This is a genomic window from Kaistia soli DSM 19436 (assembly GCF_900129325.1).
Classification (GTDB): Bacteria; Pseudomonadota; Alphaproteobacteria; order Rhizobiales; family Kaistiaceae; genus Kaistia; species Kaistia soli.
The window spans coordinates 72,835-88,007 of the sequence record NZ_FQUP01000009.1 but is presented as its reverse complement, the minus strand read 5'-3'; the positions used below and the strand labels follow the sequence as shown (position 1 = coordinate 88,007).

Genomic DNA, 15,173 nt, shown 5'->3' with positions numbered 1-15,173 from the left:
CCACGAGACCGGTCTCGATGCGCTCGTCGCCGAGATGATGGTCGAGGACCTCAAGGTCATGGCCCACGCCCCCGTCATGCACAACGCGTGAGGATGACGCGTATGGCTGATTTCGACGCGGAGTTCATGGCATGACCGGACGCGTTCTTGTCTATGCCATGAACTATGCGCCAGAGATGGCCGGTGTCGGCCGGTATACGGGCGAGATCGCTGAGCATCTCGCCGCTGCCGGCAAGGATGTCGTCGTCGTGACCACGCCGGCCCATTATCCGGGCTGGGTGGTCCAGGCGCCATATCGGAATAGCTACGAGACGGAGCGGCTGAACGGCGTCACCGTCGTGCGGTGTCCGCTCCTTCTGCGCAAGCAGATGGAAGGCGTCTGGCGGCTGATCGCGCCGATCAGCTTTGCGGCGACATCGCTGCCGGCTGTGCTGTGGCAGTTCATCCGGCATCGGCCGGATACCGTCCTCTGCATCGAGCCGACATTGATCGCAGCGCCGATCGCGGTGCTCGCCGCCAAGCTGACGGGCGCGAAGACGATCCTCCATGTTCAGGATCTCGAAGTGGATGCCGCTTTCGCGGTCGGTCATATCGGCGGCAAGCCGTGGCTGCGCCGGCTTGGCTATGGCTTCGAGCGGCTCGTGATGCGCGCTTTTGATCGCGTCGTTACGATCTCAAACCGCATGGCTGAGAAGATCGCCGAGAAGGGCGTGGCTGAAACCAATATCAGCGTGATCCGGAATTGGGTCGATCTCGACCAGATCTTTCCCGTCGATGGGCGCAGTCCCTATCGCGATGAACTTGGCTATGACGACGAAGCGTTCGTCGTCCTCTATTCCGGCAATATCGGCGCCAAGCAGGGCCTGCACGTGCTGCTCGATGCTGCGGCTGCGCTGAAGGACAATCGTTCGATCCGTTTCATCATCGCGGGCGAGGGGCCGGCGAAGGACGATCTGATTGCGCGCTATGGCCATTTGGAAACCGTCAGGTTTCTGCCGTTCCAGCCTTACTCCCGGCTGAATGCATTCCTGAACATGGCCGACCTGCACGCCTTGCCGCAGGATGGCAATGCCGCTGACCTCGTATTGCCGTCGAAGCTCGGCGGCATGCTCGCGTCCGGCCGGCCGATCGTCGTCACAGCCGCGTCTGGAACCGAGATCTTCGAATTCCTGGGACAGGCCGCGTTCATCACGCCGCCCGGCGATTCCGAGCGGCTTTCCGAGGCGATCCTCGACGTCGCCGCCCGCAAGATGACGACGGATCGCGCGCTGCAGCGTAAGCTGTCATCGCAGCTCTCCCGCACCGACGGCCTGAAGCGCTTCGCGGAAGCAATCGAGTTCTGACGCGATCAGCCGTCGCCCTTCTCGGGCGGCAGCGGCTTCGAACTCGGAGCTGAATTGTTGATCAGGCGCGCGAGCCAGTAAGGCACCCAGAGGGGCAGGCGCCGATAAGGGTGGCCGACAGGCAACCTCTTGCCAAGCCGGCGCGCCCGCACCGCCTCGTCCTTCGCACGCTTAGCATCCATCGGCAACGGATATACGCTGACGATAGGATCGCTGGGCACAAGGGTCTTGCCACTCGAAGTTTTCGAAGAGCGACTACTATGTCGGCGCCTCGTCGCGCTGGTGGGGTCCGACATCGTTTTGTCCTTTTTTCGCCGCGCCTGCAACGCGATCTTCTTTGGAAAGCGAATCTACGATCTCGCCTCTACAGCTCATCCTGCCTCAATGCCAAGTCGCGGCACAATATGATGGGAATACCACTTTTGGAGTAGGATTCGAAATGATCAGTCTCGTGAAGCAAAACCGCCACCAGTCAAGGTTGTAGATCTCGAATTCTAGCGGCATTTCTGCTTTTATTCCATGTCGCCGGGCGACAAAATGGTGGAGAGCCTTCAGTTGGCTGAAGTCTGATGCACAATTGTCAGGCCTGATCGTTGCCATGGATCAAGTGGTCATCAAGTCTTGTTGCCCAACCATAAGCCTTTGAGATGCGCGACGGCGCAGCTTGCTTCTGCCTGCCATCTTTTTGATCACCCCCCATAAGGACGATGCGGCTCCGCCAAACGGGCTGCATGAATGTCTGCGCCTCGTCATATGGAGTGCTGCAACGCCATATGTTATACTGCGTTGCACCATAGCAGCGCCTGTTCGACGCCGCCTCGTTTCCGCATATTGGAGACCGGAATGGAAGATGTTCGTCCGATTGATCCGCTCGTCAGCCGCTACCCCTTGCCGCTCAGTGCAGAGCGGGCACGACACGAGGCAGGCAAGGCAAGGCGTAATGGTTCGGCGCTCCCCAAGGGACATCCATATCGATGGCTGCCTCTTTGGGTTCCCTATGGCTTGGCGCGCATCCTCTCCGCGTCTGCACCGAGCTCTCGCGCAATAGCGCGGTCGTCAGACGGCCAATAGACCCTCGCCTATGCCCAGAAGGGCTTGCCGCCCATCAGGCGCTTGAAGGCTTTGTCGGCGCCCCGGAGATCTGACTCATCGGGCGCCGATGCCGTCAGACCAAGCGCCGTGGTGACAGGGTCGCCTAAATGGTCGCGCGCCAGACGCTCGACATTGCGGCGATCGTTCAGTTTACCGAGGGATGTCTGCAGATCGCGGACGGCATCATCTGATCTTTGACGACGCTTGGCTGCCTTGGCCTCGAGGAATAGTTCTCCAAAGAAATCCGTCGTGTATCGAAAGGTCTTGACGTCGATTCGCAGGTGATGCCGCGCGCGGACGGAGAGTTTCGACGGCCGGCGCGACTGGCGAACGCTGTGCCAGCGGCGCGTCAACACGCGGCGGAGTTCCTCGTCCAGCGTCGCCTCATTGTCGGCCTGCGGTTCATCTGCCGATCGATCGATCGTGGAGAAGGAGAGCAGGTCCAGCATGGCTACCGCGAAGCCACGCGACCCGAGAAGGCGACGTACTTTCGCGAATGCGTGTTGGCGGTCGGCGGCGATCACGCTCATCGCTCCATCCGCGCTCTCGGCGTTCTGCGGAACCGCGGCCGTGAGGATATCGAGATCACGAACCGTTCCGAGGCGCCGGAAGGCGCGACGAATGGTTCTCGCGGACGTGCCGAGTTTGGCCCCGGAGATCGTTTCGGCGGCCACCTCGAGCAGGCAGCGCAGCCGGCGCAGCAGCACACGCAGCCGGTGCACGGCCTCCGGATCGCCGGTAGCCAGGACGGCTGCACGCTCAAGCGCGATCCCTTCGATCAGCTCGGCCATGATCGGGCGGATGGCAGCGGCGAGCGTAGGAGACGTGATCGCGCTGGCGACCGAGCGGGGTCGAGGCGCGTACGCGCCGAGGAGCTGATAGCCCCGTTCCGACTTTCCGAGCGGCTGCAGGTGCAGCGCCACGTTCTCGACGGCAGAGCCGGCAAGCGCGAATACGGCCTCGACGGTTCCGCTGCGGAGTTCGAATTCAACCTCGCTGATCGGCGCCTGGTGATCGCCTGCCTGGATCGCGCCTTGGTCGACGCTGACGGCAATGACGGCGCCTGGGACTGCGACCCGCCATTCGGTACGCTCGACGTCCACTGTGAACAAAGGAGCCAGGCGGCCCGCCGTGGCCGCGCGCACGTCCACCGGAAGAGCCGCTGCCAGCATGGCGTCATCGAGCGTATCGCCTGGGACAGCACATTCGCGTTCCGATCGCGAAAATAGCCCCGCTGCCCCCTCCGAGGCGCCCTTCAGCGTCTGGATGGTGCCGTCTGCCGAGCGGCGCAGGCGGAGGGCGTATCCGGCGCGGCGAAGGGCTTGATCCTCGGTATCGAAATAGGTCGCCGAGAGCGACGATCGCTTTGACGGTAGGTCGGTCAGAAAAGCGAGATTCCTGAAGACTGCGAGATCGGTCGGATCGATCGTGAATTTCAGTTCGATCTCCGTGGGGGCGGCGGCCGTCTCGCTGTCCATGCTCATCGGGTTCCTTTCGGTCGATCGGTTGCGGCGCTCAGGGCAGCGCCGCGAGCTGTGCGATGGTTCCCAACGCTGATCCCACGATGATCGCTGCAGCTGTCGTGAGCAAAAGTCGAATGCGAAATCGGCCGTCCCCAAGCAGCGCACCATAGGCGGCGCGCGCCGCAGCGTTGACGCCGAGGCAGATCAGGATTGCGGTCGCCGCCTCCTGCAGTGCAATCGATCCGCTGGCGAGCCGGGCGGTCGATACCGAAAAAGCGTCGACATCGGCAAGGCCTGCGATTGCGCCGAGCGGATAGAGTCCTGCGCTTCCGAAGCGCTGATTGACGAAGGCCGCAGCGAGACCGATCACGGCGAGGAGGGCGGCGAATCCGATCACCGGCAGCAACTCGAACGGATTTCCGAGCGTCATGGCGCCCGGGGCGGTGGCATGGGAGCGAAGGGCTGACTTCACCGATGGGAGCAGGAAGATGAGGGCGGCCGGAACAGCCGCCGCCGCCAGGGGCGCGAACAGGCGCGGCTCGATCAGCGTGCTGACGACCACGACCCGCAAGAGCGAAACGGCCCCTGCGGCCGCGGCGCCGGCGGCGAGCGTTCCGGCGTCCTCGCCTGTCGCCGCCCGTCTTGCGAAGGTGATCGTGACCGCTGTCGAAGAGACCAAGCCGCCCGTCAGTGCCGTGACGAGGATGCCGCGCGAGGGTCCGAGAATGCGCATGCCGAGATAGCCGGCATAGGAGAGCCCGGCGAGCAGGATGGTGAAGCCCCAGATTTCGCGAAGATTGATGGCCCCAAGCGGGTCGAGGGCGCGGTCGGGCAGGATCGGCAATACGATCGCGGTCATGGCCAGGAGCAGCAGGGTCGAGCGCATCTCCTGCCAGGTGATGCGGGCGACCAGGCTGTGCAGCCATTCGCGCGCGGCGAGCAAGGTGGCGGTGGCGATCCCAGCAGCGGCGGCAATGTTCCTGTCGCCGATGACAGCCAGCGCCCCGAGCGCGAAGACGAGCATCGCCGCGACCGTCCCGGTGACGCTGTAGTCATGGTCGGCGCGGCTTTCGTCGCGCTTGAACAAGGCGAACACCGCGATGAAGCCAAGAAAGCCGAAGCCGATCAGGATCGGCGCATCGAACGCGCGGGCGAGGGCCGCGAATATGCCGCCGAGCAGACCCGACAGCGCATAGGTTCTGAGCCCCGCGGTGCGGCTGCCCGGCGCGGCTTCCCGTTCGCGCCAGCCGCGTTCGAGCCCCACTACCAGACCGATAGCGAGCGCGAGTGTCAGTCTCAGCGCCAGATCCGTGTCCATGCGCGCCCCGCTTGACCAGACGGGTTCAGTCTAGCCGAGATGCGAAGGCCGCGCTTGATCCAGCGCAGTCTATGCCGGAGCCGCCGCCCGCTCCGCGATATAGGCCCGCCAGCCGCCGAGCGCGGTGATTTCGCGGGCGCCCTCGATCGCGTGCGCCTCGCAGAGGAAACCGGTCGCCTCGGAGCCGTCGTCGAGCGTCACCTTGCCGACGCCAAGCGGCGCGGGAATGGCGTTGACGAAGGCGCCGAACGCCGCTGGCGGCAGCGCCCAGACCTCGACAATCAGGCCATCGCCTGCAAGACCGGGCTCGCGGATGAGCCCTGGCTTCGGCGGCGTGGTGTTCGGCAAGGCATAGAGACGATAGTCGCCGGCCGTGCGGCAGGTCTTGAGATGGACGCCGCCGGCGCCGGTCAGTTGATGGTTGAGCGGCATCCCCGTCAGATGCGCGCCGACCACGACGATCGGGATCAGGTCGGAGGGGGCAGCAGGCAGAGCGCTGGCCTCCGGCAAAGCGGTCTCGCGGTCGCGGCCCATGCCATAGGCCTCAAGCCGATGCAGCCGGTCGCCGAGCGCGGCGAGCGCGCGATCGGCAAAAGCCGGACCGACCAGCGTGACGCCGGCCGGCAGCCCGTCGGAGCGGAATCCGGCCGGCACGGCGATGGCGCTGCAGTCCAGGAGATTCACGAAATTGGTGTAGCGACCGAGATTGGAGTTGAGGCGGATCGGATCCGACTGCATGGCCTCGACGGTGTAGGTCGTCGGTGCCGTCGGCAGCAGCAGCACGTCCATCCGGGCCCATTCGACGTCGGTGCGCTTGCGCAGCGTCTCGAGCTGGTACTGGCCGCGGAAGGCATCAACGGCCGAATAGCCGCGCGCGCCCTCGACGATGGTGCGCACGGTCGGATCCATGGCATCGGCGTGGTCGGCGACGAAACTCTCGATCGCCGCGAGCCTCTCGGCGACCCATGGGCCGCCATAGAGCAGCGCGGCGCACTCGCGGAACGGCGCATAGTCTATCTCGACAGCGACGCCGCCGAGCATCGCGAGCCTGCCGATGGCCGCGTTGTAGAGCGCCTCGGTCTCGGCGTCGCCGAAGAACTCGCGCTCAGCCTTGGCCAGAACGCCGAAGCGGAAGCCAGATTGCGGCAGCACCGCCGGGGGCAGGGCGCGCGAATAGGGATCGGCGGCGTCGCAGCCGCTCGCGACACTGCGGACGAGATCGGCATCGCCGACCGTTCCCGCCATGACGGTGATGCAGTCGAGGCTGCGGCAGGCGGGGACGAGGCCAGTGCCCGAGAGCATGCCGCGGGATGGCTTGACGCCGACGAGATTGTTGAAGGCGGCGGGAATGCGGCCCGAGCCAGCCGTATCGGTGCCAAGCGCGAAGGCGACCTGCCCCGAGGCGACGGCAACGGCCGAGCCGGACGATGAGCCACCGGAGATATAGGCCGGGTCGAACACGGAGCGGGGCGCGCCATAGGGCGAGCGCGTGCCGTTGAGGCCCGTCGCGAACTGGTCGAGATTGGTCTTGCCGACGACGAGCGCGCCGGCCGCCTTCAGCTTGGCGACGACGAAGGCGTCGGCGTCGGGTCTGTAGGCGAAGGCGGGGCAGGCGGCGGTGGTCGGAAGGCCCGCGCAGTCGATATTGTCCTTGACCGCGAACGGCACGCCCCAGAGCGGCTGGTCGGCGCGGGCGGGGCCGGCGGCGACGAGTGCCTCGGCGGTAGCGATGAGCGCTGCATCATCGAAGCGGCTGATCCAGACGGCCTTGTCGGGCCAGGCTTCGATGCGCGCGATCACCTCGCGGATCACGTCGACCGGGCTGAAGCGGCCGCTGCGGTAACCCTCGGAGAGGGTTGCGATATCGAGGAAGGTCGGCAGCATCACAGGGTTCCTTCAATCAAAGCGACGACATCGCCGGCGCGAACGGTGCGCCCCGGCTGGCAGCGGAGGCCCGTAATGCGGCCAGCGACCGGTGTCGTGATTTCCATTTCCATCTTCATCGATTCGACGATCACCACCGGCTGTCCGGCTTCGACCATCGAACCTTCTTCCACCAATATCTTCCAGACATTGCCGGTCATCTGGGCCGAAACCGGCTGCATGCCCTCGGGGATGGCGTCATCGGCACCATCGACGCGGCCGCCCTCGTCGCTGACGAAGCTGTCGAGCCCACGCGCCTTCCAATCGAGCCGCTCGGCTTCGAACGCCGCCTGCTGCGTCGCCTTGAACGCCCTTATGCCGGCGTCATTGGCTTCGAGCGATGCGGCATAGTCTGCATAGGAAAAGCTGGTCTCCTCGATCTTCAGCGGATAACGGCCATGCGGGAAGGCCTCGCGTGCCTCGGCTAGCTCAGCTTCGCTGACCTCGTGGAAGCGGACGCGGTCGAAGAAACGCAGCAGCCAGGGATGGCCCGGCTTGAACTCCGGCGTCTCGCGCCAGGCGTTCCACATCTGGATCGTGCGGCCGAAGAGCTGGTAGCCGCCCGGCCCCTCCATGCCATAGATGCAGAGATAGGCACCGCCGATGCCGACCGCGTTTTCCGGCGTCCAGGTGCGGGCCGGATTGTATTTGGTCGTCACGAGGCGGTGGCGCGGATCGAGCGGGGTCGCCACGGGTGCGCCGAGATAGACATCGCCGAGGCCGAGCACGAGATAGTCGGCGTCGAAGACGATCCGCTTGACGTCGTCGATCGAGGCGAGGCCGTTGATGCGGCGGATGAACTCGATATTGGACGGGCACCAGGGCGCGTCGGGCCGGACCAGCTCCTGATATTTGCGCATCGCGAGCTGCACGGACGGGTCGTTCCACGACAGCGGCAGATGGACGATGCGCGAGGGAACGCTGACGTCTTCGGCGGCCGGCAAGGCGGCCTCGATCTCTTCCAGCGCGTCGATCAACCGGCCCACCGGCAGCACCTTGCTGTCGAAATGCAGCTGCAGCGAGCGGATGCCGGGCGTCATTTCGATAAGCCCCGCCAGCCGCGCCGCCGCCACGGCTTCCATCAGGAGATGGACGCGCAGGCGCAGCGCGATGTCGAGCATCATTGGCCCATATTCGACGAGTAGATTGTCATCGCCGGCGCGGCGATAGACGACGCTGACCGGACCGGCATCGCTCGCCCGCAGGATCGGCGAGGCCGGGCGGCGGTGGATGGGCGCCGCGATTTTGGGTGCCGGGTCGACGGCTTCGACGAACCTGACACCGTCGCCTGGTTTCAACTGGCCAATCTTCCAAAGCTCTTCGCGGCTGATCACCGCCGGGCAGACGAAGCCGCCGAGGCTCGGGCCGTCTGGGCCGAGGATGATCGGCATGTCGCCGGTAAAATCGATCGAGCCGATCGCATAGGCGTTGTCGTGGATGTTGGAGGGGTGCAGCCCCGCCTCGCCGCCATCGGCGCGTGCCCATGCGGGCTGCGGGCCGATCAGACGGACGCCGGTGCGCGAGGAATTGAAATGCACCTCATAGCGGGCCGAGAACAGCGCGGAGATGTCGCCTTCGGTGAAGAAGTCCGGTGCGCCATGCGGCCCTGAGCGGACGCCGATGGTCCAGTCGCGGGTCAGTTCCGGCCGCTCGTCTTCGGCGGGCGTCATCGGCTCGGACGCGACGAGATCACCGATCTTCAGCACGTCGCCGGCCCGCAGCGTGCCGGTCGCATGGCCGCCGAAGCGGCCGAGGCTGAAATTGGCGCGCGAGCCGAGGAAAAGCGGGGCATCGATGCCGCCGCGAACGGCGAGATAGCTGCGCTGCCCGGGACCCGAGACGGCGCCGAAGGCGAGCAGCGCGCCAGCCGGAACGGCGACCGGCACGAAGGACTGGATCGGCTGGCCATCCAGCTTCGGCGCCATATCGGCTCCGGTGATGGCGATGACGGCGTCGCGATGGAAGCGCAGCATCGGTCCGGAAACGGTCAGCTCCAGCGCGGCGGCGTCCTCCGCATTGCCGACGATACGGTTGGCGAGGCGGTGCGAGCGGCTGTCCATCGGACCCGACGGCGGCACGCCGACATTCCACAGGCCGACACGGCCCGGAAAGTCCTGCACGCTAGACTGCGCACCGGGCGCCAGAACCTCGATAGCGCGCGGCACGAAGGGCAGCGTTTTCAGCGCGGCAGTCGAGACGTCGCCGGTTGCGAAGAGTTCGGAGCCGGCGATGGCGCGGAGGTAGTCGAGATTGGTCTCGATGCCCTGGACGGAGGCGTCATGCAGCGCTGCCTTCAGCCGGTCCAGAGCCTCGACCCGGTCGGCGCCGTGCACGATGACCTTGGCGAGCAGCGGGTCATACCAGGCGGTCACCTCGGTGCCCGTTTCAATCCAGCCGTCGACGCGCACGCCCTCAGGCCAGCGGACTTCGGTCAGGAGGCCCGCCTGCGGCCGGAAATCGGCCTGCGGGTTCTCGGCATAGACGCGGACTTCCATGGCCGCGCCGGTCGGGACCAGCGATGCCTGCGCAGGCAGGTCCAGTTCGCCGGCCGCCTGACGGATCATCCATTCGACGAGGTCGACGCCGAACACCGCCTCGGTGACCGGATGCTCGACCTGGAGGCGGGTATTGACCTCGAGGAAGGAGACGTCATCTCGCGCGACGTCATAGATGAACTCGACCGTGCCGGCGGACTCATACGCGACGCTCTCGCCGAGGGCGATTGCGGCAGCTTGGAGCCGCGCGCGGATGGCGTCCGAAAGGTTCGGCGCCGGGGTCTCCTCGACGACCTTCTGGTTGCGCCGCTGCAGCGAGCAGTCGCGCTCGCCGAGCGCCACGACGCGGCCCTTGCCGTCGCCGAAGATTTGCACCTCGACATGACGGGCGACGGCGACATAACGCTCCAGATAGACGCGGGCGTCGCCGAAGCTGGAGGTCGCCATGCGCTGCACGGCCTCGAAGCGCGCGGCGAGTTCCGTGACGTCGTGGCAGAGCTGCATGCCGATGCCGCCGCCGCCGGCCGTGCTCTTCAGCATCACCGGGTAGCCGACGCGCTCGGCGGCCGAGATCGCTTCCTCGACGGAGCCGAGCAGCCCGCTGCCGGGGAGCAGCGGCACGCCGGAGGCCTCGGCCAGCGCGCGCGCCGTATGCTTCAGTCCGAAATCGCGGAGATGCGCCGGCCGCGGGCCGATGAAGCGAATGCCGGCCTCGGCCAGACGTTCGGCGAAGACGGCGTTTTCCGACAGGAAACCATAGCCCGGATGTACGGCCTCGGCGCCCGTCGCCTTGCAGGCGGCGATGATGGCGTCGATGTCGAGATAGCTTTCCTTCGGTGCCGCCGGCCCGATGGCGACGGCCTCGTCGGCGTCGAGCGCGGCGCGGGAAAAGCGGTCGGCCGCCGAATAGACGGCGACGGACGCGATGCCCATCCGGCGCAAAGTGCGGATGATCCGGCTGGCGATCTCGCCCCGGTTTGCGATGAGAACCTTCTGGAACATGGTGTTATGCGACCGCCGGATCGAAAATCATCACGCGCACCGGCGTCGGATTGAAGCCGTTGCAGGGATTGTTGACCTGCGGGCAGTTGGAGATCGCGCAGATGATGTCCATTGCGGCGAGGATGTCGACATGGTCGCCCGGCTGCGAGACACCATCGACAATGGCAAGCTTTCCATCGGGTTCGATCGGGACGTTCATGAAGAAGTTGATGTTCGGCACGATGTCGCGCTTGGTCATGTCATGCGCGGCCATGGCGATGATGAAGTTTTCGCGGCAGGCATGCATGTAGCGCGTGTGATGCCCGAAGCGGACGGTGTTCGCCTCGCAGGAGCAGGCGCCGGCCGACGTGTCGTGCCGGCCGCAGGTGTCGGCGACGACGGTCGCCATGACGTTGCCGATATTGGAGATGAGCCGCGTTCCAGTGGTGACGTAAGGCGCGCCCTGTTCGAGGATGGTGTCCTGCGCGCTGTAGCGCTCGCTGGTGTCGGCAAGGCTGTAGAACAGCGTGTCGACCGCCTGCTGTCCCTCGAGATCGATGATGCGCAGGATCTGGCCGCGCCGAACCACGCCTGTCCAGGGCTTGTTGGCGGGAATGGTGAAGTCATAGATCGCCTTGGCTGGGTCAAGGCCGGCGGGGAGGGCGAGGAAGCCCGCTTGGGTCTGGTTCATGGCGGTTCCTCCCTCAGATGCGCGCTTGGCGGGCGTTGTTATCGAAGCCGCGGCGGGCTTCGGCTGTCGCGGTTCGGCAGAGGTCATCCTCGGCAGCAACTGGCGGCGCGTGGACGATCGCCTCGATGGGGCCCGGCGCGAAACGCGCATCCGGCGCCAGCGGGTGTGGGCAGTTGGAGAGTGCGATGATGACGTCCATCTCGGCACGGAGATCGACGAAATCGCCGGTGCCGACGACACCGTCACGCCAGACTAGGCGCCCCGACGCATCGACGATGACAGGCGCGAAGAATGTGATCACCGGTGCGAGGTCGCGAAGGCCGAGGCCGTGCTTGCCGGCGGCGAGCAGCATGTTCTCGCGGGTCGAGCGGAGGGCGGCGTCGCCATATTTGCGGGCATTCGAGGCCGGCGTAGATCCGCCGACGATGGTGTCATGCGCGCCGGTCGTGTCCTCGATGATCGAGAACAGCACGCGTCCCATGTCGGAGAACAGTACGCGGCCCTTGCGGAGTTCGGACGTCCACTGGATCTTGACCGTGTCGGCGCTGTTGTAACGCTCGCTGGGGTCGTTTGCGTTCCAGGCGAACAACGAAACGCCTGATGTACCGGATGTGTTGACGAGGCGCAGTGCGGTGCCGGCCTTCAGGCGCAGCGTCGTGTACCAGCCGCCCGGGATCGTCTCGCGATGGATCACCGCGCTTTCGGCGATCGGTGCGGTGTCACGCGGCGTTGGCGGGGGCAGGGCGCGGGGCGCGGCGGTATCGCCGGCCGCCTTCAGCTCCTCATAACGCTTGCGGTTGGCCTCGATTTCGGCGGCCTTGTCCAAAGCCGGGTGCATCGCCTCGTTCACGGCGCGTCTCCTTGGAGGGCCGGGTCGTCCCGGAGTGGTCCCGTCAACGGCACCGGGTCGTCCCGGCCGGGCATGGATTTCTTCTTGGGCGGTCTCGGCTCGCCGGCAATCCGCTTCGGCCAGACCGCGAAATCGCGGGTGATGGTGGCGCCGTAGCGACCGCCATCGGACGGCTCGTTGCGCCGCCGCTCGAAGGCAATGACGCGGGTTCCGAGCGAGAACGCCTCGGAGAGGTCATGCGTCACCATGACGACGGTCAACGGGCGCTCATGCCAGAGCTTCTGCATGAGCACGTGGATCTCGGCGCGAATGCCGGGATCGAGCGCGCCGAATGGCTCGTCGAGCAGCAGGACTTTCGGCTTTGCGATCAGCGCCTGCGCGAGGGCCAGACGCTGCTGCATCCCGCCTGAGAGCTGCGCTGGGTACTTTTCCTCCGAGCCGGCGAGGCCGACCGCGGCGAGCATGCCGCGCGCCTCATCCTCGGCGGCGCGCCGGCTGGATCCGAACAGGCGCCCGAGGAGAGGGGCCGCCTTCAATTCGAGCCCCAGGACGACATTGCCAAGCACCGTCAGATGCGGAAACACCGAATAGCGCTGGAACACGACGCCGCGGTCGGCGCCGGGCTCGGCGGGCAATGGCTGGCGGGCAATGGTGATCGAACCGCGATCCGGCCGCTCCTCGGAGAGAAGCATGCGGAGGAAGGTCGTCTTGCCGCAGCCGGAAGGACCGACCAGCGCGACGAAGGCGCGGGGCGCGATTTCCAGGTTGATGTTTTCGAGGATGACGCGGCCGTCATATTCCTTCCAGACATCCTTGACGCTGATGGCGTTCATGGCGCGCCCCTCATCCCGATGCCCGTGCGGCTTCGAACCAGGGGAAGGCGCGGCGTTGCAGGATCGCGAGCGCCCGGTCCATCAAGAAGGCGAGCAGCGTGATCCAGGCGACATAGGGCAGGATCACGTCCATCGCGAGATAGCGGCGGACGAGGAAGATGCGGTAGCCGAGACCGGATTCCGAGGCGATGGCTTCGGCTGCGATCAGGAACAGCCAGGCCGGTCCGATCTGCAGGCGCAGGGAATCGATCAGGCGCGGCAGCGTTTGGGGCAGCACGACGCGCAGCACGATCTGCCAGGTCGAGGCGCCGAGCGTCTGGGCCTTGATCGATTGCTGCGGCGGCAGATCCCCGACCCTCAGCGCGACATCGCGGACGAGGCATGGCGCGACGCCGATGACGATCAGCGCAATCTTCGAGGCTTCGCCGAGGCCCATGGTGATGAAGAGGATCGGCAGGAGCGCCAGCGGCGGTACCATGGAGACGACCGCGACGAAGCTGCCGAGCCCGGCGCGGAAATAGGGCAGGAGCCCGATGACGATCCCGAGCACCAGGCCGATGGCGACCGCGATGGCGAGCGCAGCAAAGAGGCGATAGAGGCTGGCCTCCGTATCGACCAGCAGCAGGATATCGCCGGTGCGCTGGTCGACCTGGAACGCCATCCGGTCGATGGCCGCGGCAAAGCTTGCAAAGGAAGGCAGCAGCTTGTCGGAGGGATTCTCCGAGAGGCGGATGCCCGATCCGATGAGATAGGCAACCATCACCAGCACGAACGGCACCAGCGCCAGCAGCCGTGCCACGCCCGGAGCGGGACGTCGATTGATCAGCCGCATCGCGTGGGTTCCCGATCGGTTCCCCGGGCAAAGCCCGGGGACCGCGTGAGGGGGGCCGCCCGCATCAGAGCTTTCCGGCAGCAGCGTCCGCCATATAGGCGTCGGTGAAGCGGAACTTCACATTGCCGGCGTCGCCGAGGACCTTGCCATCGGCAAGCTCGATGCCGACCACGTCAGGCGAGGCGGCGCCGTTGCCGAGCAGGCCGTGTTCGAAGAGGAAGCCTCGGACATGGTCCATGGTGGCACTGATCTCTGGGCTCTTGGCGAAGGCAGCGGCCTCGTCCGGCTTGAAGAACATGCGCGTCGCCTTGAGCTGGGCCTCATAGCCGGCGAGATCGGTACCGGAGGCTTTGCCCATCGCCTCTCGGGCTGCCTTCCCTTCCGGCGTGTCGGACGACATGATCGCCATCGTCTCGTACCAGGCGCCGGCGAGCGCCTTGCCGAAGTCCGGATTGTCCTTGAGCGTCGCGGTGTTGGCCGCCGTCAGGTCGATGATTTCGCCGGGGATCTGCGAGGAATCGAACACCTTGTTGGCGCCCGGCGTCGCCATGATCTCGGCGACGATCGGATTCCAAGTCACTACCGATGTGACATCGGGCGTCGACCAGGCGGCGACCATGTCGGCATCCGAGGTCGAGACAACGCTGAGATCCTTTTCGGTCAGGCCGATGGTGGAAAGTGCGCGGGCCAGCAGGTAGTGCGAGACCGAGAACTCAACGAGATTGACCTTCTGGCCCTTGATATCGGCCAGAGTCTTCTTGTCCTTGAGGATGACGGCATCATTGCCGTTGGAGAAGTCGCCGACCAGCACGGCCGTCGTATCGACGCCGCCGGCAGCTGGGATCGACAGGCCGTCCATATTGGTCAGCGTCACCGCATCGAAGCCGCCGGCCGTGTATTGGTTGATCGATTCGACATAGTCGTTGATCTGCACGACGTCGATCGTGATGCCGTATTTGTCGGCCCACTTCTTGACGATGCCCTGATCGGCGGCCCACTGCCATGGCATCCAGCCGACATAGATCGACCAGGCGAGCTTGAAGTCCTTCTTGGGCGCGGCTTCCGCGGCGCCAGTGAACGAAAGGGCGGTGACCGCGGCGGCGATCAGGCCGGCGGCGAGGCTGCGCTTCAGGGGATTCGAGACGTGCATTGCCAACTCCGGTCAGGGTTTCACTGGAACCTGGAATTGGCAAAGACCTACCCGTCGCCAACGCCTGGCCACTGAGGTCTCCCGGGATTTTATCCCGCCGTGCCCGGCGCGGATGTCTCCCGCGCCGGCGGCAGCTCTCGGACCAGCGCTCCCTCGCGGGAACCGGAACCCTAGCCACCAACTCAATGACATAGGGAAAGCA

The 15,173-nt window shown here is 65.8% G+C and carries 10 protein-coding genes and 1 riboswitch; of the genes, 1 reads left to right on the top strand and 9 read right to left on the bottom strand.

The window, feature by feature from the left end:
• Positions 1-131 precede the first annotated feature (131 nt).
• A complete protein-coding gene (locus BUB39_RS23570; RefSeq protein ID WP_073058512.1) occupies positions 132-1,343 on the top strand; it encodes a WcaI family glycosyltransferase in 1,212 nt (403 codons plus the stop codon).
• A gap of 1,079 nt (positions 1,344-2,422) precedes the next feature.
• Here the strand turns inward: BUB39_RS23570 and BUB39_RS23560 are convergent.
• The 9 genes from BUB39_RS23560 to BUB39_RS23520 all read right to left on the bottom strand — a co-directional run bounded on the left by BUB39_RS23560 (position 2,423) and on the right by BUB39_RS23520 (position 14,971).
• Entirely contained in the window at positions 2,423-3,913 is a 1,491-nt protein-coding gene (locus tag BUB39_RS23560) for a CYTH and CHAD domain-containing protein (protein WP_175561938.1), read from the bottom strand.
• Positions 3,914-3,950: 37 nt separating this feature from the next.
• Positions 3,951-5,216 carry an MgtC/SapB family protein gene (locus BUB39_RS23555; protein WP_073058509.1) on the bottom strand — a complete coding sequence of 422 codons (1,266 nt, stop codon included), beginning with the start codon at positions 5,214-5,216 and terminating at the stop codon, positions 3,951-3,953.
• Positions 5,217-5,285: 69 nt separating this feature from the next.
• Positions 5,286-7,100: an allophanate hydrolase gene (gene atzF / locus BUB39_RS23550; RefSeq protein ID WP_073058508.1), complete on the bottom strand. Its 1,815-nt coding sequence runs from the start codon at positions 7,098-7,100 to the stop codon at positions 5,286-5,288.
• Positions 7,100-10,636 (bottom strand): 5-oxoprolinase/urea amidolyase family protein, encoded by a 3,537-nt coding sequence (locus tag BUB39_RS23545; protein ID WP_073058507.1) that lies wholly within the window; start codon positions 10,634-10,636, stop codon positions 7,100-7,102. The genes atzF and BUB39_RS23545 overlap by 1 nt, the downstream gene beginning before the upstream one ends.
• 4 nt (positions 10,637-10,640) lie before the next feature.
• Entirely contained in the window at positions 10,641-11,306 is a 666-nt protein-coding gene (locus BUB39_RS23540) for an urea amidolyase associated protein UAAP2 (RefSeq protein ID WP_073058506.1), read from the bottom strand.
• Positions 11,307-11,319: 13 nt separating this feature from the next.
• Complete coding sequence (locus BUB39_RS23535) at positions 11,320-12,144, bottom strand: urea amidolyase associated protein UAAP1 (RefSeq protein ID WP_073058522.1); 825 nt, start codon at positions 12,142-12,144, stop codon at positions 11,320-11,322.
• Between the two features lie 8 nt (positions 12,145-12,152).
• Positions 12,153-12,989, bottom strand: coding sequence for an ABC transporter ATP-binding protein (locus BUB39_RS23530; protein WP_073058505.1), 837 nt, complete (start codon positions 12,987-12,989; stop codon positions 12,153-12,155).
• Between the two features lie 10 nt (positions 12,990-12,999).
• Positions 13,000-13,821 (bottom strand): ABC transporter permease, encoded by an 822-nt coding sequence (locus BUB39_RS23525; protein WP_073058504.1) that lies wholly within the window; start codon positions 13,819-13,821, stop codon positions 13,000-13,002.
• A 64-nt stretch (positions 13,822-13,885) separates the two neighbouring features.
• Complete coding sequence (locus BUB39_RS23520; protein WP_073058503.1) at positions 13,886-14,971, bottom strand: putative urea ABC transporter substrate-binding protein; 1,086 nt, start codon at positions 14,969-14,971, stop codon at positions 13,886-13,888.
• A gap of 76 nt (positions 14,972-15,047) precedes the next feature.
• Positions 15,048-15,156: riboswitch (guanidine-I (ykkC/yxkD leader) on the bottom strand.
• Between the last annotated feature and the right edge of the window lie 17 nt (positions 15,157-15,173).